The 23341-nt window shown below is 61.6% G+C and carries 21 protein-coding genes and 1 pseudogene; 15 read left to right on the top strand and 7 right to left on the bottom strand.

All coding sequences use genetic code 11. The annotated features are described in order from the left end of the window. Nucleotides 1–149: 149 nt before the first annotated feature. The 6 genes from PMI20_RS16220 to PMI20_RS16245 all read left to right on the top strand — a co-directional run bounded on the left by PMI20_RS16220 (nt 150) and on the right by PMI20_RS16245 (nt 8086). Entirely contained in the window at nt 150–2270 is a 2121-nt protein-coding gene (locus PMI20_RS16220) for a type VI secretion system Vgr family protein (RefSeq protein ID WP_007928548.1), read from the top strand. After that, a complete protein-coding gene (locus PMI20_RS16225; protein ID WP_007928550.1) occupies nt 2267–3229 on the top strand; it encodes a DUF4123 domain-containing protein in 963 nt (320 codons plus the stop codon). Before PMI20_RS16220 ends, PMI20_RS16225 begins: the two co-directional genes overlap by 4 nt. Beyond that, nucleotides 3222–6182 (top strand): T6SS effector BTH_I2691 family protein, encoded by a 2961-nt coding sequence (locus tag PMI20_RS16230; protein ID WP_007928552.1) that lies wholly within the window; start codon nt 3222–3224, stop codon nt 6180–6182. Before PMI20_RS16225 ends, PMI20_RS16230 begins: the two co-directional genes overlap by 8 nt. 10 nt (nt 6183–6192) lie before the next feature. Next, nucleotides 6193–7131, top strand: coding sequence for a DUF6708 domain-containing protein (locus PMI20_RS16235; RefSeq protein WP_007928554.1), 939 nt, complete (start codon nt 6193–6195; stop codon nt 7129–7131). Between the two features lie 98 nt (nt 7132–7229). Beyond that, on the top strand, nt 7230–7487 hold the full coding sequence (locus PMI20_RS16240) for a PAAR domain-containing protein (protein WP_037035286.1): 258 nt from the start codon (nt 7230–7232) through the stop codon (nt 7485–7487). A gap of 53 nt (nt 7488–7540) precedes the next feature. Then, nucleotides 7541–8086 carry a GNAT family N-acetyltransferase gene (locus tag PMI20_RS16245; RefSeq protein ID WP_007928564.1) on the top strand — a complete coding sequence of 182 codons (546 nt, stop codon included), beginning with the start codon at nt 7541–7543 and terminating at the stop codon, nt 8084–8086. Here the strand turns inward: PMI20_RS16245 and PMI20_RS16250 are convergent. Continuing rightward, complete coding sequence (locus PMI20_RS16250) at nt 8079–8999, bottom strand: carbon-nitrogen hydrolase family protein (protein ID WP_007928580.1); 921 nt, start codon at nt 8997–8999, stop codon at nt 8079–8081. The two genes, PMI20_RS16245 and PMI20_RS16250, sit on opposite strands and share 8 nt — an antisense overlap. Nucleotides 9000–9084: 85 nt before the next feature. On the opposite strand from PMI20_RS16250, the pseudogene PMI20_RS16255 reads away from it, so the two are divergent. Further along, a pseudogene (locus PMI20_RS16255) lies at nt 9085–10019 on the top strand (LysR family transcriptional regulator). Here PMI20_RS16255 and PMI20_RS16260 read toward each other — a convergent pair. Next, the gene (locus PMI20_RS16260; protein ID WP_007928582.1) at nt 9991–10245 is read right to left on the bottom strand and encodes a hypothetical protein; all 255 of its coding nucleotides are present in this window, start codon (nt 10243–10245) and stop codon (nt 9991–9993) included. The pseudogene PMI20_RS16255 and the gene PMI20_RS16260 sit on opposite strands and share 29 nt — an antisense overlap. 155 nt (nt 10246–10400) lie before the next feature. Between PMI20_RS16260 and PMI20_RS16265 the strand changes: the two genes are divergently transcribed. Beyond that, nucleotides 10401–10721 (top strand): ElaB/YgaM/YqjD family protein, encoded by a 321-nt coding sequence (locus tag PMI20_RS16265; RefSeq protein ID WP_007928583.1) that lies wholly within the window; start codon nt 10401–10403, stop codon nt 10719–10721. Nucleotides 10722–10797: 76 nt separating this feature from the next. On the opposite strand, the gene PMI20_RS16270 is transcribed toward PMI20_RS16265, so the two are convergent. Next, nucleotides 10798–11835, bottom strand: coding sequence for an Ldh family oxidoreductase (locus tag PMI20_RS16270; RefSeq protein WP_007928584.1), 1038 nt, complete (start codon nt 11833–11835; stop codon nt 10798–10800). 389 nt (nt 11836–12224) lie between these two features. Between PMI20_RS16270 and PMI20_RS16275 the strand changes: the two genes are divergently transcribed. Next, nucleotides 12225–13226 carry a FecR family protein gene (locus PMI20_RS16275; protein ID WP_007928585.1) on the top strand — a complete coding sequence of 334 codons (1002 nt, stop codon included), beginning with the start codon at nt 12225–12227 and terminating at the stop codon, nt 13224–13226. A gap of 52 nt (nt 13227–13278) precedes the next feature. Here the strand turns inward: PMI20_RS16275 and pvdQ are convergent, their stop codons facing one another. Further along, nucleotides 13279–15627 (bottom strand): bifunctional acylase PvdQ, encoded by a 2349-nt coding sequence (gene pvdQ / locus PMI20_RS16280; RefSeq protein WP_007928586.1) that lies wholly within the window; start codon nt 15625–15627, stop codon nt 13279–13281. A gap of 316 nt (nt 15628–15943) precedes the next feature. Here pvdQ and PMI20_RS16285 point away from each other — a divergent pair, with 316 nt between their 5' ends. Continuing rightward, nucleotides 15944–16324: a hypothetical protein gene (locus PMI20_RS16285; protein ID WP_007928587.1), complete on the top strand. Its 381-nt coding sequence runs from the start codon at nt 15944–15946 to the stop codon at nt 16322–16324. 18 nt (nt 16325–16342) lie between these two features. Here the strand turns inward: PMI20_RS16285 and PMI20_RS16290 are convergent, their stop codons facing one another. Then, complete coding sequence (locus PMI20_RS16290; protein ID WP_007928588.1) at nt 16343–16531, bottom strand: hypothetical protein; 189 nt, start codon at nt 16529–16531, stop codon at nt 16343–16345. 197 nt (nt 16532–16728) lie between these two features. On the opposite strand from PMI20_RS16290, the gene PMI20_RS16295 reads away from it, so the two are divergent. Then, nucleotides 16729–16860: a hypothetical protein gene (locus PMI20_RS16295; protein ID WP_007928589.1), complete on the top strand. Its 132-nt coding sequence runs from the start codon at nt 16729–16731 to the stop codon at nt 16858–16860. 94 nt (nt 16861–16954) lie between these two features. Here PMI20_RS16295 and PMI20_RS16300 read toward each other — a convergent pair whose 3' ends face one another. Continuing rightward, nucleotides 16955–17872, bottom strand: a complete 918-nt coding sequence (locus PMI20_RS16300) for a LysR family transcriptional regulator (protein ID WP_007928590.1) — start codon at nt 17870–17872, stop codon at nt 16955–16957. Nucleotides 17873–17991: 119 nt separating this feature from the next. Between PMI20_RS16300 and PMI20_RS16305 the strand changes: the two genes are divergently transcribed. Then, the gene (locus PMI20_RS16305) at nt 17992–18987 is read left to right on the top strand and encodes an aldo/keto reductase (RefSeq protein WP_007928591.1); all 996 of its coding nucleotides are present in this window, start codon (nt 17992–17994) and stop codon (nt 18985–18987) included. A 61-nt stretch (nt 18988–19048) separates the two neighbouring features. Here PMI20_RS16305 and PMI20_RS16310 read toward each other — a convergent pair whose 3' ends face one another. Further along, entirely contained in the window at nt 19049–19579 is a 531-nt protein-coding gene (locus PMI20_RS16310; protein ID WP_007928592.1) for a hypothetical protein, read from the bottom strand. 397 nt (nt 19580–19976) lie between these two features. On the opposite strand from PMI20_RS16310, the gene PMI20_RS16315 reads away from it, so the two are divergent. From PMI20_RS16315 to PMI20_RS16325, 3 genes are all read left to right on the top strand, one after another. Further along, nucleotides 19977–20432 (top strand): SRPBCC family protein, encoded by a 456-nt coding sequence (locus tag PMI20_RS16315; protein ID WP_007928595.1) that lies wholly within the window; start codon nt 19977–19979, stop codon nt 20430–20432. Between the two features lie 122 nt (nt 20433–20554). Next, nucleotides 20555–22372, top strand: a complete 1818-nt coding sequence (locus tag PMI20_RS16320) for a copper resistance system multicopper oxidase (RefSeq protein WP_284168186.1) — start codon at nt 20555–20557, stop codon at nt 22370–22372. Continuing rightward, nucleotides 22369–23298 carry a copper resistance protein B gene (locus PMI20_RS16325; protein ID WP_007926767.1) on the top strand — a complete coding sequence of 310 codons (930 nt, stop codon included), beginning with the start codon at nt 22369–22371 and terminating at the stop codon, nt 23296–23298. The genes PMI20_RS16320 and PMI20_RS16325 overlap by 4 nt, the downstream gene beginning before the upstream one ends. The last annotated feature ends 43 nt before the right edge of the window (nt 23299–23341 follow it).

Genomic DNA, 23341 nt, shown 5'->3' on the forward strand with positions numbered 1-23341 from the left:
CGGAAATAGCGCTTTCACCATTACAGTCAGCTGTTCCATTTGCTGTTATCTGTAGTTAGAAGCCGTATTTTTCGATAACCGCTTTAATAGTTTGAGCCTGACCGTTTTTCTTGCTTTAGCGGTTCGCTCTGTTGCCAAAGGAATGGCGTATGCGACAAAGGGATCTGAGATTCACGTTTGCAGTGCTCTCCAGCCACATAGAATTCGACGTTGTAGGGTTCACATTGGAGGAAGCTCTTTCCGAGCCTTTTCGATTGGAACTGGAGCTTTCCAGCTACAGCACAGCGATAGATTTTGCACAGGTACTCGATTGTCCTGCATTACTGACAATCTGGCATGGCAGCCAGGCCGTGCGCTACGTACACGGTCTTGTATCAGCCTTCACACAAGGTACGACAGGATTTCACCGGACACGCTATCGCGCGGTAGTCGAACCACAACTTTGCCGACTTGCTTTGTGTTCCAACTGGCGTATTTTCCAGCAGAAAAGTGTTCCCGCGATTCTGAAAAACGTACTTCGAGAACATGGCATCCTGCACTATGAACAGCACCTGACGAATGAAAACCTAGTTCGCGAGTACTGTGTACAGGCAGGAGACTCCGATCTTTACCTGCTGGACCGGCTGGCTGCAGAAGAAGGGTTTTACTACTCCTTTTCCTTTACCGCCGACAGTCACACGCTGCACCACGGCGACCGACTCTATATCCACCCTCGTATCGAAGGCGATCCTGTTCTCTACAACGACGCACCTGCCGGCGATGCCCCCCAGCCTGTGATTTATGCGTTCAGCTACACCGAAAATGTCCGTACCGCCCAGCAAACCCAACGCGATTACACATTCAAGCGCCCTTCCTATTCCCAGCACCACAACGTTGCAGGCGAAGAACTGGAGCATCAGGCACAGACCTACGAGCGCTATGACTATCCGGGCCGCTATAAAGCCAGCAGCGCTGGCAAGCCATTCACTCAGAACCGGTTACGCGGTCATCGCCGGGATGCTCGGGTTGCTCTTGTCGAAGGTGACGATCCGCGTCTGATACCCGGTATCGGTTTCCAACTCACAGGGCACCCCAGACCCGACTTCAACCATTGGTGGAGGCCTGTTCGCATCACCCACAAGGGCGTGCAGAACGCTAGCCAGGAAGATGAGGCCGCGGAGGTTGGGGTGAGCTACGACTACGTCGCCGAGATCATCTCGGAAGATACAGAGTGGCGTCCCGAGCCGATGCCTAAACCCAGCATCGAAGGACCGCAGATAGCCACAGTGGTAGGCCCCGAGAGTGAGGAGATCTACTGCGACGAATGGGGTCGGGTAAAGGTCCAGTTTCCATGGGACCGGGAAGGCGAACACAACGAATTCAGTTCCTGCTGGATACGCGTGGCCCATAACTGGGCCGGGGTTGACTGGGGTCATATCGCCATTCCTCGGATCGGGCAGGAAGTCATTGTCGATTACCTTGATGGCGACTGCGACCAACCGATCATTACAGGACGGACTTATCGGGCGACCAACCCTCCTCCTTACGAACTGCCGCGTCACAAGACGCGGATGACGATCAAGAGCAAGACCCACAAAGGCGAAGGCTTCAACGAGCTGCGTTTCGAGGACGAAAAGGACCAGGAAGAAATCTATGTCCACGCGCAAAAGGATCAGAACATCCACGTCAATCATGACGAGACGACCTACGTCGGCCATGACCGTAGCGAGCAGGTTGAAAACGACGAAACCATCGCGATCGGCCATGACCGCCGCGAAACCGTAGGCAATGACGAGCAGGTCACCATTGGCCGCGATCGACGCCATAACATCGGGCAGGATGATTTCCTCACCATTGGCCGCAACCACACTGTTCATACAGGCAAGGACCGGACGGAGGAAGTCGGTAACAACCGGCGCGACAAGACATTAGCCAACCACTGGATTGAAATTGGCGGACACCGTGAAGAGGCTGTTCAGGGGCACCATCGTATCGAGGCAGGACAAAGCATCGAGCGGCGAACGCAGCGCTACGAACTCAAATCCAGCAGCAGCGTTGTCATCAAGGGGCCAGGGGGAAGCATTACCATCGATGAGTCCGGTATCACGCTCGACGGCATCGCCATTCGCTTCAAAGGAGCGGTCAACCACTCCTCATCCGGAAACAACAATCCTTTCGCCGTGGTCGGCACTCCGGCCTCCGGCAAGCCTCTGGACCGGTTATGCGGCAAGCGCCCGGACGGCACCTGCCTCCTGGAAGACTGCACGTGTTTGAAAGGAAGCGCGAAATGAACAGGGATGATGGTACCGCTCTACCTGCCGATACCCCTGTGCAATTGGGCGACATCGATCCACACGTGGCGCTGCCATCGACGTCGCGGGTGTATCTGCTGCTCACGACCCAACGACTGGAGGACTGGGCTTATCGACCTTCGCCGCCGGATGCCGGGGTAGCCTCGGCAGTGGCGCCGTCGGTAATCGAGTTGGTTCGCGCGCTCGAATCTTTCGCCCCACGGCGGTGGTTATGGGCCAACAGCCCGTTGGCGGACATCGAAGAGCGTGGCCCGCTCCTGGTCGATGCCACAGACAAACCCGCCTTGCTGGAACAGGCGATTACCGATTGGTCCGAGGCCGATGGCGTGATCATCATCGGTACCCAGGTTGACCTCGACACCCTTGCCCGGCATCTGGGCAGTCTCGTGCAGATCACCCTCCCCGATCACAGCCAAGCAACCTTCAACTTTCAGCCCACGATACTGGAGCCCTGGTTATCGGCGCTCGCTCAGCCGAACCGTAGCCAGTGGCTAGGCCCGATCCAGCAACTACTCTGGCGCACCCACTGGCATCGTCGTGTCAGCTGGTTTCGGCTCGACCATCCAGAAGCGGCGTCAGCCGCGGACCCGCAACAAAGGCTGCACCTGCACCCTCTGGAGATGGCCGCCTTCGACGCCAATACCCAGGATTACTTCATCATCAGCCTGGCCGAAGAAGTTCAGGCGCTATCGCAGTACAACGCATTCAGCCTTGAACAGATCTGCGAGAGTGTCCGCCAGAAAGTTCGAGAAGCGGCCAGCGTCAATATCGAGCGCGACACGGACGTGCGCGACTTTGTCCTTTTGCATGCCCGATATCCAGAGCCAATGGGTTCCGAGCAGGCCAAGGCATTACTTGAGGACCCTGTTGAATCGCCCGTCAGCCGGTTGCGCAATCTGACGGCCCTCATCAGTGAAAAGGAGTTCCAGAATGAATGATTCCACGGTTGGCAGCGCTGCCAGTGCTCCCGGTTGCAGCTCCCGCATTCCTCTTGTGCCAATCCGCTATGCCGTCTTACCAGGGGATGGCAAGTCCGCGCAGTACCGCTACAGCGGCAGCGGTTACGAGCTTGAGAACGGTTTCCCGGCCTTGCGCGAGGCTAGTTACACACTGCGAGCGCTGCGTCCGGGTTATGTCTACGTCTTCATGAGCGGGCCCAAAGGCGAGAAAATGGTCGTGCATGAACACGACGGTCAGGGCCACTACAAAGAGCTCAACTACACCGGCCTGGAGAACTACCACAAACGGGATGCGTTTCGTGCCGGACGTAGCATGTCATGGGTCTGGGCAGACACCTGTCCGGATACTGCGAGCGAGGTCTGGATTGCCTACAGCACCCATTTATGGACCAATCGCATCACCACAAGGATCTGCAGTGATAAAAGCGCGCGCGCGATTCATATGCAGAAAGTGGACATGAAGGAACTGACCAGCGGTGAAAAAAGCCCTTCCAGGCAAAAACATGTCCTGCCTGCGGAAGGCCTGGGCAAGTGGGTTGAGGATTACAAGCCGAGGGACAAACGCCTGCCTCTGGGCTGGAGTTGCCACTCCATTGGCGATGACTTACCTCTGGGCACCATTATCGCCGAGGGCAAGAACTACCCGATTACGCAACCGAGAGTCCCGGCAGTAGTCGCTCTTTTCGACCCACAGGGCATCAGTATCGACCTGGCGTTGATCGCTGCGGCTCGAAAACACCAGATCCTCGACGTGCAGGCCAAAAAGACTGTCGATGACCAACAGGAATTTCCCGCCTGCATGCGACTCGACGTAGAGAAACTGGCCATTGGCAGCGCGGACTTCCATCGTAAAAACCTGACCGCGACCATTCTTGAGGAAACCTTGAAACTGCTGTCGACCACCCCCGCGAAGGACGTGGAGCGCATCGTCAAACAGCGGTCTGACTGGCATCGAGCCCAGCCCAGGGGGCATCGGGTTCCCGGCAATGACGAACTGGCCTACCAGGTACTGACCGACAAGAACCTTTCACCCGGTGGTGAACGTCTGGCTAAACGGATTGATGCCGCTAAATACAATGAATTCCTCGCCTTGCGGCAAAAAGCCGACCAGGAGCTAAAAACATTACTGGCTCATTTCGACGTCGCGTGCACCAACCATGACGGCTGGCTGGCGACCGCCGAAACCGAACATAAGATAACCGCTCACAGCATTGCTGCCGCTTTGGATCTGCACGACCGCGACAACAAGATATCCGCCCAGGGACTCGAACAATCCATTGCTATTTTGATGAACGGAATGGGCTCGCCGTTGCCGGGGCGTCATGATCAGGACCCCAGGTTCAAGCGCCTGGAGCGCTGGGTCAGCAATGATGGCAGCCCCATCTATATCGCGCTTGCCGCCTATAACCCATTCAAGGAAAAAGCGGATGCGGTAGGCGGGCTGCTGGGAGCAAAAGACCAGGTCATAGAAGAGCTTTATGGCAAATTCCCGGCTGCAGTAAATTCCACTGACCTTATTGCCCAGGACGTCACCACGGTGGTGATGAAAAAACTGCACGGCAAGACCCGCTGGGATCGAAGCCAGACGCTACGTCAACAAGTCCAGGCTGCGGCACAGGAAGCCAACGCTCAGAAAGTCATGGGGTTGTTATCCGCCCGTTATCGAATCACAGGCACGAAGGTAAAGCTTGACGCTCTTTCCATCGAGGTGAGGAACTACCTCGACAGAGGCATGGCGGAAATACAGCACAGTACCGAGGTTGTCACCACCGGCAGCCGGACCGTTACCATCAAACAAACCCAGACCATCAGAGTCCGCCCGACCCTCAAGTCGCTGGGAGTCACCAGTGGCGGGGGCGTACTCAACGCCGGCATGTTGTATTTCAACATGATCAACCTGACCATCGCTCTGGAGAAGCTCAAGAAAGAACCCGCCACGTCAGATGTACTCAATTTTGTATCTGCCGTTCTTGGCACCATTTCGGCAATGGCTGCCACTGGAGTGAGCCTGCGTAGCATTTACGTGGCATCGGCAGCACGTTTTAGTCAAAGCCTTCCCGGGGCAGCCTTCGGAACCGGAGTCACGAGCACCCTTTCGAGCAAACTGTTCGGACGGGCACTGGGGTGGCCGGGAATTATCCTGGGCGTGATCACTGACGGCTATTCAGGGTACGAAAAACTCAACGCAGGAAACTCCACAGCAGCTGCTTATACGTGGGGGGGTGGCATCGCCCTGGCCATCGGGAGCGCGGCAATGCTCGAGGGAGGCATTGCCTTGGGAAGCGCGATGGCCGGGGTGGGGACCGCTGCCGGCGCCTCTGCGACCATCCCTGTCGCTGGCTGGATTGCTGCTGCGGTGATATTGATCGGCGGCGCCATGGTCATAGGAGCCATGTGGTTGATGTCCAGGGCCAACAAGGAGAACCATACGCCCATGGAGCTATGGGCCGCCCGGAGCGTCTTTGGCAATCGCAAGAACGATGGGCAAGTACGTCAAGGTATAAAGCTCGACAGCCAAAAGCGCCTTCCTGGTTATGCCTCCCTCAGTGATGAAATAAAGGGTTGGTACCAAGGCTATTTCGGTCCTGTACTGCTCGACGCCAGCCAGGCCAAGTCATTGGGCTGGAACGGAATAGACAGCGCCTGGCATGACAATTATTTCGAGGCCGACAAAGCCGAGTTTGCCGTGCTTTTCCCAGGTTTCGTGCAGGACCAGAGCACCTGGCAAGGCAAGCTTGCCAGCCGTGCGCCCCTGCCCATAACTGACGCAACGACTCAATGCCGACACGTTAAAGCGGGATTGATCCTGCACTTCAATCATAAAATAGGCGCCACCGATAGCGACAAGATATCCCTCGAGGTCACCTACAAGCCCAACCAGGGCTGGGACGAAACTGCCGTCACTACTGCAGCGTTTGAGCTGATCGACTAAGGAGCACCAAATGACCATCAGCTGGACCTGGACCCCAAAAGACAAGGCAGAAGCTGTACCGTCTATCGGCGACCAATACATCTCCATGGGAAAAAGCGTGTTGTGCCTGCGCAATCCGATGCCCGTAGACTCGGCGTTCATGGCCAAGCTGTTTTCCGCCACGATAGTCGTCACGTTGCTTCTGTGGTTATGGATGTTTTGCGCCGTGATCAATGACACGCCGGCTGATGAAGTGTGGGTTCTGCTCATTCCCCTGCTCTTGCCGCTGGGAATTTCGTTGTTTCTGTTTTACCGGATCCACCTGATCAGAAGTCAATCGAACTTCTATTTCAATCGCCACACGCAAAAAGTCTATTACCTGAAGGGCAAGACCCTGCTTGTCGGTGATTGGAACAACGTTAAAGCAGGCATCTGTGGTCGAACCGAGTTTTCCGGTCGATCGTTCAGTACCACTACTTCATTGATCCTCAATGCGTTCGGTACTGACCAAGACAGTCCGCAAGCCAGGCAAATCGCAGAATCCTGGGCGCCGACCTATAGCATCTGTGTCGACAGCAATGAACCCAGTGATCCTCGACCGATCTTCGTTGCGCAAGTCTGGGAGTACATCCGCCAATTCATGGCCCATGGCCCGGATAAGCTGCCCGTTCCTCAAGAACCCCACTGGTGGTATGTGCCTCATAACTCTATCTGCCTGACCCCCCGTCAGGCATTTCGTCACTATGTGCCTTGGCGCACGGGAGAGCCTGGGGAAAAGCAGGGCAAGAAATGGTGGCTGATGCCTCTTTGGTTAGTGTTCTTCCCTTACAACTTCTTCGTTGCTCTTTGCTGGTGGATGACCTGTCGCCTGTTGCGCGTACGTCCGGCGGCCCCACCGCAACAAGCGCTCGAAGGAGAATCTGTCACATCAGCGCACCTGGAGATGACGGCCAAGACCATTGGACCCTAGCGTGTTGCTGACAAGCTGGAGCAGCAAAACCTTGCCAGACATTATCGAGAGCATCGTTCATTGACGACAACCCAGGTTGTTTCAAAGAGGGAACTTGCATGAAACCCGTTGTACTTGTTGGTCATAGCCATGATTGCCCGATACACGGAACGGGAACGGTTGTCAGTGGGGCAACAAGCGCCTCTATCAATGGCAAAGCCGTCGCCCGGGTGGGTGATGGCATCAGTTGCGGTGCCGTCATACAAACTGGTTCACCGACAGAGGACATCGAGGGGAAAGCGGTTGCCAGGCTGGGAGACACGACCAGTCACGGAGGCACGCTCACCGAAGGCGACAGTAGCTGGATGCTCGACTAGACAACAGATGGATTACCCCGGAACTCATTGCCCGCAAGGAGAAAGATTTTCATATGGCGCGGTCCCCCACCCTGTACACCGAACGCCTGATTCTGCGTCCGCTGGAGCTGGCCGATGCCGAGGCTGTCCAGCAGCAGTTTGCGCACTGGCAAGTGGTGCAATACCTCAACGCGCGGGTGCCCTGGCCCTATCCCGCCGATGGTGCCCTGAGTTACCTGCGCGACCTGGCGCTGCCGGCCATGGAGCGCGGCGAGGAATGGCACTGGTCGATCCGCCTGAAAAGCGCGCCGGAACAATTGATCGGCAATGTCAGCCTGATGGACCAGACCGACAACAACCGCGGTTTCTGGCTGGCTCCGGCGTGGCAAGGCCAGGGCTATATGAGCGAGGCCAGCGCGGCGGTCACCGAGTACTGGTTCGAGGTGCTGGGGCGTGAGGTCATGCGGGTGCCCAAGGCCACGCCAAACCTGGCCTCGCGGCGGATTTCCGAACGCGCCGGCATGCGCCTGATCCGCAGTGACGAAGACGACTTCGTCTGCGGGCGATTGCCCCGTGATATCTGGGAAATCACCCGCGAAGAGTGGCGTCGCCTCAGATGAAACGCACGCCGGCCTTGGCCCGCTCGTCCACCGTCAGCTCGAACACATCCGGACGCGCATAGTGGCCAACCACGTCGTAGTCATAGCGCGCCCGCACCAGCTCGTCAGTATCGATCTGCGCCGTCAGCAGGCCGGCGCCTCCCAGCAACGGCCCGGCCAGGACCTCGCCCATGGGCCCGACAATCACGCTGCCGCCAGCAATCAGCGGGCGTTCGGCCGGCCAGTTGGCGATCTCCAGCCCCAGCGCCTGGGGTGACGCCTGCACCTGACAGGCACTGACCACGAAGCAGCGGCCTTCATGGGCGATGTGACGCATGCTGACATGCCACATCTCGCGCTCGTCCACGGTCGGCGCGCACCAGACTTCCACACCCTTGGCGTACATCGCGGTGCGCAGCAGCGGCATCATGTTTTCCCAGCAGATCACCGCGCCGACCCGACCGACCTGGGTGTCGAATACCGGCAGGGTCGAGCCGTCGCCCTTGCCCCAGATCAGCCGCTCGGTGCCGGTGGGCATCAGCTTGCGGTGCTTGCCCACCAGGCCGTGCTGCGGATCGAAATACAGCGCCGTGCAATACAGGGTGCTGCCGGCGCGCTCGATCACCCCCAGCACCAGGTTGGCCCCGGTGCGTGCCGCCAGGCCGGCCAGGGCCTCGGTCTCCGCGCCCGGCACATCGACCGCATTGGCGAAATAACGGGCAAAGGCTTCACGGCCTTCCGGCAGGCGATAGCCGAGCTGGGTGCCGAAGCCCTCCCCCTTGGGGTAGCCGCCGAGCAAGGCCTCGGGCATCACCACCAGCTGCGCGCCGGCCTCTATGATGGCGGCTTCAAAGGACAGGATCTGCTCCAGGGTATCGGCCTTGCCCCCTGGCAGGGAGCCGATCTGCAACGCGGCGACAACGGACTTGGACATCGGGGAAACTCCTGTGGCGATGAAGTGTTGCCCATTGTCCGGCCCTCGCCGATCATGCAGAAAGCCCCTCCTGATACTGAATGATATGAACCAGATGAATATCGCCCAGGTCGATCTCAACCTGCTCAAGGCCTTCGAAGCCCTGCATGACGAATCCAGCGCCAGCCGCGCCGCCTTGCGCCTGGGCGTCACCCAGTCAGCCATGAGCGCGGCGCTGCGACGCCTGCGCGAGCTGTACGGCGATCAGTTGTTCGTGCGCACCGGGCGCGGCCTGGCGCCGACCCTGCGGGCCAACCAACTCAAGCCGGTGGTCAGCGAGGCCCTGAACAAATGCCGGCAGAGCCTGGCCATGGTCGATCCCCATGCCAGCCATTATCAGGGCCGCTCGGTGGCGATCGGGCTGTCGGACGATTTCGAGATTGCCTACGGTCGGCGCCTGATCGAGGAAGTCGCCCGGCGGGCGCCGAAGCTGCGGCTGATCTTTCGCCAGAGCCACAGCCAGATCGTCGGCGAAGCGCTGTTGCAGCGCAGCATCGATCTGGCCATCAGCGCCGGCGGTTTCGCCGAACGCATGCTCAGCCGTCAGGTATTGGGGAAGGCAGTTATCTGTGCCTGGCGGACCCGGCGAGCCTGGGCCCGGGACAGCAGGCCATCGACCTCGGCGAGTTCGTCGCCCGCGAACATGTACTGGTATCGTCGCAAGGCTTTATCGGGATTACCGACGAGGGCCTGGCGGCCCTGGGGCTGAGTCGCCAGGTCTGCGCCTCGACCACGCATTTCGCCGCGCTGCCCCACCTGCTCAAGGGCAGCCAGGCGGTGGCGACCATTCCGGCCCACGCCGCGCGGAGCATCGCCGAACTGACCGGGCTGGCGCTGCTGCCCTGCCCGCTGGACCTGCCGCGCTACCCGATCGAGCTGGGCTGGCGCACCAGCGCGCAGATCGATCCGGTGGTATTGAAAGTGCGCGAGGCGATAGTCGCCAGCTTCGAGCTTACTTGTTCGCCGCCATCAGGCGATTGACTTCACTACGCACCATGTTGGCGTATTCCGGCGGCGACATGCCGTCGAGCTCGGCACGCACCCATTCGGCCCACTTGCCCTTGCGCTTGCCGCGCTCGCCGAACAACCGTGCGGCTTCGCCCTTGGCCTTGCCCAGGTTGCTCTGCCACAGCTCGAACAGACGGGACTTTTCATCTTCGATCTCTGCACGCTCGGCGAGAGTCTTGTTGGCCAGATTGAAGCTCATGGGAATTTCCTGCTGCGTAAAATAGCCGACATCTTACACTGTGACGGCTGGGGTTTTCCCGCCGGCATGGAGCGGGTGGAGAAAATATCTGCAACTTTTCGCCGGCCCCGCAACTCCATTGTTCATCGCATCACTGACCCGCAAGGAGTAACTCAATGGCTCGTAAAACTGCTGCGCAAGCGGCTGACGAACAAATCAAGGACCAGGAATTCAGCGAGCTTCAAGCGTTGATCGAAGAATCGGACAAGCTCCTGAAAAGCAGCGCATCGCTGGTGGGTGAGGAAGGCGAGAATCTGCGTCAACAGGTCGGGTTGAAACTCAAGCAGGCACTGGACTCGGTGTCCAGCGTGCGCGAGCGCAGCAAGCCGATGGTGGACGCTACCGAGCAATACATCGGCGGCCATCCGTGGCAGACCGTGGCCATCTCCGCCGGCGTCGGCCTGGTGGTGGGCCTGTTGCTGGGGCGTCGTTCGTAACAAGCCTTGCCGCCCGATGAAAAAAGGACCAGGCCAGCAGCATGCTCGCCTGGTCCTTGCGTTTTGAAACCGCGCTTTAAAGCCCCGCCAGCTCCCGCAACTGCTTGAGCTCCGCGGCGTCCAGGGCAATCCCCTCGCGCAGGGACTTTTCCCGCTGGCGATGCCGGCGATCCCCCGGCAGGCGCTTGAGCCCTACGCCATGCATCTGGCGGATCAGCTCCTGGCTGCGCTCGGCGAAATTCTGCCCGGCGCCCTTGCTCGGATCGATGACGATCAGCAACTGGCCGGTCCAGGGCGTCTTCGCGCCCGGGTGGTTGGACCAGTCGAACTCGAACGAGAAATGGCCACCCGTCAGCGCCGCCGCCAGCAGCTCGACCATCATCGACAGCGCCGAACCCTTGTGCCCGCCGAACGGCAGCAGCGCGCCGCCTTCAAGAATGGCTTTCGGATCGTCGGTGGGCTGGCCGAGGCCGTCCACGCCCATGCCCGGCGGCAGGCGTTCGCCCTTGCGTGCGGCGATCTGCACGTCGCCATGGGCAATGGCGCTGGTGGCCAGGTCGAAGACAATGGGGTCGCCCCCGGCCTGGGGCGCGGCAAAGGCGATCGGGTTGGTGCCGAACAACGGCCGATCAGCGCCGTGGGGCACCACGCAGGTCATGCTGTTGACCACGCTCAGGGCGACCAGCCCTTCCTCGGCGAACGGCTCGACGTCCGGCCACAGCGCGGCGAAGTGATGGGAATTGCGGATGGCCAGAATGGCGATCCCGGCGTTGCGCGCTTTCTCCAACAGCAACGCCCGCGCCGCCGCCAGCGCCGGTTGGGCGAAACCGTTGCCGGCATCGACCCGGACAAAGGCCGGGGCCACGTCTTCGACCACCGGCACAGCCTTGCCGTTGACCCAGCCGCTGTTAAGGGTCGAGACATAACCGGGAATACGGAACACGCCATGACTGTGGGCGCCGTCGCGCTCGGCAGCGGCACAGTTGTGCGCCAGGCTGCGCGCCACTTCGGCGCTGGTGCCATGGCGCAGAAAGATCGTTTCCAGCAGTTTCACCAGTGCCTCGAGCGACAGGTGTTCCTGCGGTGTTTCAACAGCCGGGGGCGATACAGACATCTGGAGCTCCGGATTAATTATTGGAATGGGCTACAGCGCATGAGAAGGCAACCAAGTGAGTGCGCCCGACGATTAAACAACGCTTTGCGCGCGCCCTGTCAACCTCGGCCATAACCTTGCACCGGCGATGCCAGCAAGAGACAGAGCCGCCACCAACACGCCGTCAGCCGAGGATGGCGCGCCGGAGCTCGGCAGGTGGCAGTGGCGATGACCGCGGCCAGGGTGTTTTTGATCATTTTTTCACTCCCGCTGTGGATACTGCTGACAAAAGTCCTGTGTTTCAGAGGCTTTGCTCCAAAAATAACCTCAACTTTGATATGCATTAGCCATGACGGCGGTTCTCCAAGCCTGGCTGCGAAGGGTAGAATGCGCGAAACCAGGAAGAGCCAATGAGCGAACAGCACCTCACAGAAGCCGAATACGACGCCATCACCGATGCCGCCGCGCAGTGGTGCATGCGTCTGCATGCCGCGGACTGTACGGCTGCCGAACGCCAGGCCTTCGAGCAATGGCGCGACGCCCACCCGCTGCATGCCTTCGAATACGAAGCGATGCAGGAAATCTGGGAAGTCGCCGACCATCTGCCTCGCCCTCAAGCCACCACCGTCCTGCCCTTGCCGGCGCCGCGCAAACCCTGGCGCGCCTACGGCATGGCCGCGGCGATCAGCGCCCTGGCCTTGCCCCTGGCCGCCTACAGCGGCTGGAGCCTGGGCTGGCTGCCCTCCTCCTACGAACATTTCCAGGCCGACGGCAGCATGCGCCAGGTGACCCTGGCCGACGGCAGCCAGGTCGAACTCAACCTGGGCACCGAGCTGACCTACAGCAACTACAAGGACCAGCGCCGGGTCACCCTGAAAAAAGGCGAAGCCTTCTTCAAGGTCAGCCACGACAGCGCCCATCCGTTCGTGGTCAAGGCGGCCAGCGGCCAGGTCCGGGTCACCGGTACCGAGTTCAACGTCTGGATGTACGAGGATCAGGTGCGGGTGACCCTGCTCGAAGGTTCGGTGCTGGTGAACAGCGACAACAGCCACCCCGACACTGGCTTGCCTCTCGATCCGGGCATGCAGGCGCGTTATCGCCAGGGCGATTACCAGCCACTGATCAGCCAGACCGCTGCCAACGACAGCTCGCTGGCCTGGCGCCAGGGCAAGCTGGTGCTGGACAACCTGGCGCTCGGCGAGGCCCTGCCGCTGATCAACCGCTACCTCAGCAAGCCGGTGATGCTGGCCGACAGCGCCACGGGCAACATTCGGGTCGGCGGCATCTACGACGTCACCGCGGTCAAGAGCCTGGTGACCACGCTGCCCAAAGTGTTGCCGGTGTACCTGACCCGCAACCAGGACGGCAACCCGGTCATCAATTCGCTGCCAGGCACCGCACCAAAAAGCTGAAGGCCGCTCCCCTCGCGGGTGCGGCCTGCACTCGACGGCAGATTGAACGCGCTTACTGGGTCGCGACCTTGCGCAACCGATCATCCACTTCGTGAATCACCTGCAACCGATACTGCGGGTCCGCCTGGATCTGCTGCTCGGTGAACGGCAACACACTCCACTGCTTCTTCGAGAACGCCTCGGTCTGGTCCCGCGAGTGCGGCGACGCCGGGTCGCTGGACAGGGAAAACGCCAGCAGGCCCTGGGCATGCGGGCCCTGCTCGTCGAAGGTCACCACTTGCAGGTAACTGGTACCGCTGACCACCTCACGCTTGCCGTCGGCCGCGGGAACGCTCTGGATCGCGTTGTACACCCCCAGGCTGGCCGGGCCGCCATGAATCGGCGTCTGCCGGCCGCCGCTGCTGACCACCTGGATATCGCCCCAACGGCTGTCGGCCTTCAGGCCCGACTCGGCCACCTGTTGCACCGAGGCCAGCATCGCCGCGCGCAGCGCCTTGGCCACCGGCGGTCGGTCGATCGCCAGGCCGCGTGGCGTGTGCTGCGGGTCCCGCGCGTCGAAGGCCACGCGCCAGCGATCGTCGACCGCCTCCAGCTGTTCCATGACGTTGCGAAAATGCACCAAGCCCACTCCGCTTTGCAGGTTGGCGCTGCGGTCCCAGGCCTTGAGGCTGGCACACAGCGGCGCCAGGGCCCGGGCATCGCTGCCCAGGTCGGCGGCACAGAACTGCAGCAGGTCCGGCATCACCTGCCCGGCCTGGTACACCTGGTCGTCCATCACCATGTGCTTGAGGTCGGCGGCGCTCAGCGGCTCGCCCTTGCCCGTGCCGATCAGGCGATTCAGGGCAAAACGCGCGCGCTGCCCCAGGGGCAGGTCCTGCTGGCTGATCAGCGGCGAGAAGCCTTGCAGCGGCTCGGCCGGGTTGACCATCCACGCCGAGTCGTTGGAGTTCTGTACGTAATCGCTGCGCAGCAGTTGCGGCAGCTGGCTGGCCGGGTAGATGCCCTTTTGCGCGGCCGCCGGGTCGATGTCCCAGGCACAGGCCGCGCGGGAACCGTCGAGAATGATCAGTTGGGTGCCGATCCGCGGGTCGCTGCAGTGGGCGAGTTTTTCTGCGCTGACGTTGGGCACCACCGATTGGTTCATGTACAGCGTCTGGCCCTGGTCATCCACGGCCAGGGTATTGACCCAGGGAATGCCCTGCAGCCGATGCACCGACGCCTGCAGTTCCTTGAGGCTGCGGGCCTGGTTCATCGCGTACCACTGTTGCAGCACCCGGTCGTTTTCCAGGTTGGCGTCGCGCAGGCTGTAGGCGAAGCGGTTGTCCCAGTCCAGCTTGCCGGGCCACTGCACCAGCGGGCCGAATTGCGAGCTGTAGACACTGTGGCTGACGGTCGTGAGCTGGCCGTCCTCGCCCTGCACCTTGACGCTGACCACTTGTTTCTCCAACGGCAGGGACTTGCCGTCGAGCAGGTAGCGGGTCGAGTCCTTGGGGTCCAGTTGCAGGCGGTACAGGGTGAAATGCTTGGAGGTGTCCACCGTGTGGGTCCAGGCCAGGTGCTGGCTGAAACCGATATTGATCATCGGCAGGCCGGGCAAGGCGGCCCCCATGACGTCCAGCTTGCCGGGAATGGTCAGGTGCATCTGGTAGAAGCGCATGCCGCCCACCCATGGAAAATGCGGGTTGGCCAGCAACATGCCGCGACCATTGAACGAGCGCTCGCGCCCCACGGCCACCGCGTTGCTGCCGCGGTCCAGGGCGAACCGCTGGCCGCGGGCATCCGCCTGGGCAAAGGCCTGGGCCGATGGCTTCAGCTGCGCCGTAGCGGATGGCGGGATCGCGCCCACCAGGGCTTCGGCGAACTGGCCGACACCGCCCTCCACCAACAGCCGGCGAGTCAGCTTGACCAGGTCCAGGGCGGTCAACGGCCGTACCCAGTCACCCTGGCACTGCTCGGGCAGGCCCTGGGCCCGGCGCTCGGCCAGGGAGCGGTTATAACCGGCGACATACCCTTCGATCAGTTGCCGCACCTGCGGGGTCTGCGCCTGCCAGAAGCCGAACACCGCCTGGGGCGTGTTCAGCCAGTTGAAGAACAGGTCGCTGGTGAGGTTTTCCCGTTGCTCGACGGTCTGCTGCTGTGGGCCGAAATACTTCGAACGCTCGCCATTGACCGTCAGCACTTCGTTGGCCAGCAGGCACAGGTTGTCCTGGGCATAGGCATAGCCGATACCGTAACCCAGCCCGCGTTCGTCGGCGGCGCGAATATGCGGGACGCCAAAACCGGTGCGGCGAATATCGGCGCTTGCCTCGCCGCCCTGGACCTCGCGTCCCTGAGCCGCAAGGCTCAGCCCGAGAAACAAACCCGCAAGGCAAAACCTGGGCAACTGGCTGGAAATAATCACGCCGACTCCTGATCGAAAGAAGATGCACAACCCAGGCTGGCGCGGCATGCCGATGAGCACACAGGGGATACGGATTCCAGCCCGGTAAAGGACGGCGCGACCCGGCATCAGCCAAAGCCCGCCTGCCCTTACAGACGAAACCGCCACGGAAAATTTAGCGCCCTCGCGCCAGGCGCCAATCGCCCGCCAACCTGACGACGACAAAGCCCTCACAAATTTTCTACAACTGATTCCTCATGATTTGCGCGGCTCGTTCGTCTAGTTATGTGAGAGCACCCGTCATTTTCCTGATCAGGCTCTGAAAAGGAGTTTTTGCATGTACGACCCGCAACTGCCAACGGATGGCCACACCGCACAACCCGCGTCCTCCCTGAACGCCGGCGCCGGTGTCTTCGGCAAGCAAGCCGAGCGCAACCGCAACGAACGCATCAGGCACCTGCTCAAGAGCTTCGGCCTGCGCACCAGCCTGATTCGCCTGAAAGTCATCGATGCCTTGCTGCAGGCAGCCGAAAGCCAGCGCGCCCTGGGGGTGCGAGGCATTCACAGTCATTTGCTGGAGCTGGATATCCCGCTGTCGTTCCTCAGCGTGCGCGAGGTGTTGAAGCGGCTGTGCAGCGAAGGCGTGATTACCCTCAATGCAGACAAGAGCTTCAGCCTGCATCAACAGGCTGAAGCCATACTCGACGGCCGCGACTGAGGCCGTCGGGGGTGTCTCTCAAGGCTTGACCTTGCGCCGCATCACGCCATTGATCACGACCACGGTCACCGCCACGCCAATGGCGATGTACTGGAACATTTTCTCGGTGATCATTCCAGCGTTCTGCAGGTAAGAAAGGCCAAGCATGATTCCCAGTACCACCAGGGAAATCACAATCGAATAGATCAAGCGTTGCTTCTGGGTCATTGCGGGTTCCTGAACCTGTAAAGGTGCGGCCTGAAAATGCCGCATGTAAATGTATCGACTCTGTATCGAAACAGATGCCAAACGCCTACCGAGAATCGGGGATGGGCGCGGGCGAACGGGGTCTCATGTTACAGCCGCCGAAGAGTTTTCGCTGCATCGCGGCGGTTTTAACCCCAGAGCCCTTTGAGGACTGCGCAATGTTCCGTCGAATCACCCGGCTGATTCCCCTGCTGGCGATGCTGGCCCTGTCCGGCTGCATCATCTTCCCTCACGACGGCTGGCATCACCGCCATTACGACGGCGGCCCCGGCTACTACTACCACCGCTAAGTCATCCAGAGCGCCAGTATTTCCCCCCCCTTGTAACCCACCACGAAATTGCCCGACGCCCGCCTCGCCGCGGGCGTCTGTCTTTACTGTCGAGCTACGCCAGCCGGGTGTTGTGAATCCCCGGCTGGGCGAACAACTCCACCAGCCAGTCGACGAACACCCGGACCCGCGTCGACAGGTGTCGGTGCGGCGGGTACAGCGCGCTCAACGGCATCCTGGGTGGCGGGATGTGCCGGAGCACTTCGCTCAGGCGACCTTCGGCCAACTGCTGGGCGACGTGATAGTAAGGCGTCTGCACCAACCCATAGCCGGCCTCGCAGGCGGCCAGGTAGCCATCGGCGCTGTTGACCGACACCTGCTTGGGCAGCTCCGGCAACAGCACCTGGCCCTGCACCTCGAACTCCAGGCCATAACGCTTGCCGCTGACGCTGGAGAAATACTCGATCATCTGATGCCCGGCCAGCTCGTCCAGGCTCTGCGGCACACCGCGCTGGCGCAGGTAGGCGGGACTGGCACAAGTCACCTGCTCCAGCGCCAGCAACGGCCGGGCCACCAGCGAGTCGTCGAGGCACAGGCCGCCGCGCAACACGCAGTCCACCCCTTCGCGGATCAGGTCCACCGGCCGGTCGTTGAGGCCGATTTCCAGGTCGACCAGCGGGTAGCGCTCGGAGAACGCCGGCAACGCCGGGATCACCACTAACCGCCCGATCCCCGCTGGCATGTCGATGCGCAAGGTGCCGCGCGGGTTGTGGCGCGCGGCGGAAAACACCGCTTCGGTTTCCTCAAGGTCCGTCAGCAGCCGCACGCAACGCTGATAATAGGCGGCGCCGTCCAGGGTCGGTGTGACCTGGCGGGTGGTGCGCAACAGCAGCTGCACGCCCAGATGCGCCTCCAACTGTTTGATCAGCACCGTCACCGAGGCCCGGGGCATCTGCAGGCTGTCGGCGGCCTTGGCGAAACCGCCGAGGTCGACGATGCGGGTGAACACACGCATGGCATTAAAACGGTCCATTGGCTTGGCCTGTCGCGAATTATTTAGAAATTACGAATAGTGATAGCGCTTTTAGCCGGTTTATCTTGTTTTTGTCGAGGAGAACAATGGCCGCCACCCCATCCACCGGAGCTTCTCCTATGCAAACCCGTCAACTGGGCAAGAACGGCCCGCAAGTGTCAGCCATCGGCCTTGGCTGCATGGGCATGACCGACTTCTACACCACCGGCACCGATACCAAAGAGGCCACCGCCACCTTGCACCGTGCCCTGGAACTGGGGATCAACCTGCTGGACACCGCCGACATGTACGGCCCCCACAGCAACGAAATCCTGATCGGCCAGGCGATCCGCGGCAAACGCGACCAGGTGTTCCTGGCCAGCAAGTTCGGCATCGTCCGCAACCCCGGCGACCCGGCGGCGCGCGGAGTGAGCGGCCGCCCCGACTACATTCGCCAGGCGATCGACGGCACCTTGCAGCGCCTGGGCGTGGACACCCTGGACCTGTATTACCAGCACCGCATCGACCCGGACGTGGCCATCGAGGAAACCGTCGGCGCCATGGCCGAGCTGGTGCGGGCCGGCAAGGTCCGCTACCTGGGGCTCAGCGAAGCCTCGGCGGCAACGCTGGAGCGGGCCCACAAGGTACATCCGATCAGCGCCCTGCAAAGCGAATATTCGTTGTGGAGCCGCGACCAGGAAGACAACGGCTGCCTGGCGGCCTGCCAGCGCCTGGGCATCGCCTTTGTGCCCTACAGCCCGCTGGGCCGAGGCTTTCTCACTGGCGCCCTGAAGAGCCCGGAGGATTTCGCCGCCGACGACTACCGGCGTTTCAGCCCGCGCTTCCAGGGTGAGAACTTCACCAGGAACCTGCTGCTGGTGGAACAGGTCAAGCAACTCGCGGCGGCCAAGGGCATCACCGCCGGGCAACTGGCCCTGGCCTGGGTGCTGGCGCAGGGCGATTACCTGATCCCGATTCCGGGCACCAAGCAACGCAAGTACCTGGAGGAGAATGTCGCCGCGCTGCAAGTCCGCCTCGACGCTGACGAACTGCAGGCCCTGGAACGGATCTTCACCCCCGACGCCACTGCCGGCGAGCGTTACCCGCACGCGGTGATGGCCTTGCTCGACCGGTAAACAGCCAGCCACAAAAAAGGCCCTCGACCGGTTTATCGGTCGAGGGCCTTTGTTTGTCACCTCACGCCTTGGTGGAGCGATTCTTGTCGGTCACCGTGGTGCCGTTGCCCTTGCCGTAGCTTTGCAGGTTCTGCAGCACGTAGATGGCTTTCTTGTACTCGGGGATCAGGTAGTTGGCGTACTTGTTGCCCTTGAGGTTGTTGCTCTGGATGGTGTCCAGCTGGATCGCGAAGTACTCCAGAGCGTTGAACTTGGCCTCCGGGTCCTTCTGCACGCCGAAGCGGTCGAACTTGTCGCCGGCGTTGAGCAGGGTCATCGCCGTCACGTCGCTGATCAGGCCCTTTTCTTTCAGGAACGTACTCATGTTGCCCAGTTGCTTGGCGCTGACGTTCTCCGGATCGAACCCCTTGATCTGCTTGTGCAGCTTCATTTCGTCCATCTTGAACACGTTCAGCGCCAGCGGGTTCTGGCCGACCAGGGCGAGCATCTGCTTGACCTTGACGCTCTGGCTGACCGGCTTGCCCCGGGTGCCAGTGTCCTGCACCAGCAGACCGGCCTTGCTGGTCCAGCCGCCGACATATCCGATTGTCATAAAAAGACTCCTGTGTACGGACTTTCGACATACGTCTTGCGCGGCCAACAAGAGGATCGCGCAAGTTCAACTAAGAAACGTCTGAAAAGCCTGATTGAGGGAAAACGATGGTCGCGAGTATCGACGCGCCAGGGCGTCTCACCAACAAATATTTCTGGTTTTTACAATTTTTGTACATTTCCGATACAAATGCCGGAAGGCCCGTTTTTGCTGGCCGAAACAATTGTTTAACAATCAAACCCATGACAACTAAGCAGTGATTTTCGGCCTCTAGCGTAGCGACTGGTTAGTTGCCTGGACGGGCTTATCCGAAGTCCGCCGAACGGTCTGTTCCACACCTCCATGACAGGCGCAGGGGCAACTATATTTGAGGGTCCCTACAACAAGGAGGTGCATCATGGAACAACGTCAGCAGCACCTTTTGGACGAGCTCATCTGCCATGAGCTCTACATCGACGCGCCGATCGATACCGTCTACTACTACGTGACTCAGCCGGATCGCTGGCCCGAGTGGCATCCCGCTTCCCTGCGCGCCGACACCGGCCTGGCTGGCTCATTGCCAGCGGGGCATCGCTTCGGCAAAACCATCGACCTGCTCGGCCTGCAGATCCACCTGAGCTGCCGGGTGCTGGTCGCGGTATTTCCCAAGGAGTTCAAGATCGTCTTCAGTTCTGCGCCAGCAGACGGCTCGATCCACTATCAGTTGTGCAAATACGGGGACGGAACCCTGTTCAAGCGCACCCTGCACTACTGCTCCGACCTCAACCTGCTCAGCCTGCGCCCGCGTATCGAGCACTTGTCCCAACTGGCGCTGGCCAACCTCAAGCGCAACCTGGAACAGATCGCCCACTGATCCGGCAACGGGTGGCGCCCCACTGGCTGACAAATCTGTAATCTTCACCTCAGTTTTCTGACAGGCCGCGCCACTTAAGGTCGCCCCATACCTGACCAGCAGGATCGAGGGAGCCTTGGGGCATGCATGTAAAACCCACACGACGCAGTTTTATCAAGGGCCTGGCCGCCGGCGGCGTACTGGCCGGCACCGGGCTGTGGCAACAGCCGCTCTGGGCACGCAGCGAAGACGGCCAACTGCCCGCCCTCAGCGGCCAGCAGTTCGACCTGTTCATCGGTGAATCCCAGGTCAACTACAGCGGCACCTCGCGCACTGCGATGACCATCAACGGCGGCCTGCCCGGCCCGCTGCTGCGCTGGCGCGAGGGCGACACCGTGACCATCCGGGTGCGCAACCGCCTCCAGGAGGACACCTCGATCCACTGGCACGGCCTGATCCTGCCGGCCAACATGGACGGCGTGCCGGGCCTGAGCTTCCACGGCATCGCCCCCGGCGGCCTCTACGAATACCGCTTCAAGGTCCGGCAGAACGGCACCTACTGGTACCACAGCCACTCGGGCCTGCAGGAACAGGCCGGGGTCTACGGGCCACTGGTGATCGAGGCCCGCGAGCCGGAACCCTTCCAGTACGACCGCGACTACGTGGTGATGCTCAGCGACTGGAGCGACGAGGCGCCCGAACGCCTGATGCACATCCTGAAAAAGCAGCCCGGCTACTACAACTTCCACAAGCGCACGGTCGGCGACTTTATCGAGGACGTCAGCCGCGACGGCTGGGCGGCCACCCTCGCCGATCGCAAGATGTGGGCGCAGATGAAAATGACCCCCACCGACCTGGCGGACGTCAGCGGTCATACCTACACCTACCTGATCAACGGCCAGAGCCCCGGCGGCAACTGGACCGGGCTGTTCAAGCCCGGCGAGAAGCTGCGCCTGCGCCTGATCAACGGCTCGGCCATGAGCTACTTCGACCTGCGCATTCCCGGCCTGAAGATGACGGTGGTCGCCGCCGACGGCCAGTATGTGCAGCCGGTCAGCGTCGATGAACTGCGCATCGCCGTGGCGGAAACCTACGACGTGCTGGTCGAGCCCGGCTCGCAGGAGGCCTACACCCTGTTCGCCCAGGCCATGGACCGCAGCGGCTATGCCCGCGGCACCCTGAGCCAGCGTCCGGGACTGAGCGCGCCCGTGCCGCCCCTGGACCCGCGGCCGCTGATCAGCATGGCCGACATGGGCATGGATCACGGCAGCATGGCTGGCATGGGCGACATGCCCGGCATGGATCATGGCCAGATGCAGGGCATGGACCACGACCAGATGCAGGGGATGGATTCCAGCAACATGGCCGGTATGGACCACAGCGGCATGTCGGGCATGGACCACGGCACCATGGGCGGCGCCATGCAACGCCACCCGGCCTCGGAGGACGGCAACCCGCTGGTGGACATGCAGACCATGAGCCCGACGCCGAAACTCGCCGACCCGGGTATCGGCCTGCGCGACAACGGCCGTCGGGTACTGACCTACGCCGACCTGCGCAGCACCTTCGAAGACCCCGACGGGCGCGAACCGAGCCGCACCATTGAGCTGCACCTGACCGGGCACATGGAAAAATTCGCCTGGTCGTTCGACGGCATCAAGTTCAGCGACGCCGAGCCCCTGCGCCTGACCTATGGCGAGCGGGTACGCATCACCCTGGTCAACGACACCATGATGACCCACCCCATCCACCTGCACGGCATGTGGAGCGACCTGGAAGACGAACAGGGGCGCTTCCTGGTGCGCAAGCACACGATCGACATGCCGCCGGGCAGCAAGCGCAGTTACCGGGTGACCGCCGATGCCCTGGGGCGCTGGGCCTATCACTGCCACCTGCTGTTCCACATGGAGATGGGCATGTTTCGCGAAGTACGCGTGGACGAAGCCGGGAGCGCCGCATGATGCCGAAAAACGCCTTGACCCTGTTCACCACCCTGCTCGGCCTCGGCGCCGCCACCTTGCAGGCCGCCGAAAGCATGGATCACTCCAGCATGGATCATGCGTCCATGCCGGCTTCCTCCATGCAAGGCAACCCGATGCCGGGCATGGACCACAGCCAGATGACCGGCATGGACGACGAACCGCTGCAGACCATGGAACCCGCCGCGCCCACCCAAAGCCGCACGCCGATCCCGGTACTCACCGACGCCGACCGCCGCGCCGCCTTCCCGCCGGTGGCCGGCCACGGCGTGCACGACAAGGCGATCAACTCGCTGTGGCTGGTCGATCGCCTGGAGTACCAGGACGCCGATGACGGCAGTGCCCTGGCCTGGGAAATGAACGGTTGGATCGGCGGCGACATCGACCGGCTGTGGCTGCGCAGCGAAGGCGAGCGCACTAACGGCCGGACCGAAAACGCCCAGGTCGAGGCGCTCTGGGGCCATGCCATCGGCCCCTGGTGGGATGTGGTCAGCGGCGTGCGCCAGGACTTCAAGCCCGGCGCGCCGCAGACCTGGGCCGCCCTCGGGCTGCAAGGCATGGCCCTGTACAACTTCGAAAGCCAGGCCACCGCCTACCTCGGCGAAGGCGGCCAGAGTGCCCTGGGGCTCCAGGCCGAATACGACATCCTGCTGACCAACCGCCTGATCCTGCAGCCCAACGCAGAGGTCAGCCTGTACGGCAAGAACGACCCGCAACGGGGCGTCGGCTCAGGGCTCTCCTCGCTGGAGGCCGGCCTGCGCCTGCGCTACGAGCTGCACCGCCAGTTCGCGCCCTACGTCGGCGTGACCTGGAGCCGCAGCTACGGCAAGACCGCGGACTACGCCCGTGAAGAAGGCGAAGACAACAGCGAAGCCCGCCTGGTGCTCGGTGTGCGCCTGTGGTTCTGACTTCCCTTCAATAGATAACTAAAAACAGCACGCGGCCAATGCC

The organism is Pseudomonas sp. GM17 (genome assembly GCF_000282175.2).
In the GTDB taxonomy this organism is placed as follows: Bacteria; Pseudomonadota; Gammaproteobacteria; order Pseudomonadales; family Pseudomonadaceae; genus Aquipseudomonas; species Aquipseudomonas chlororaphis.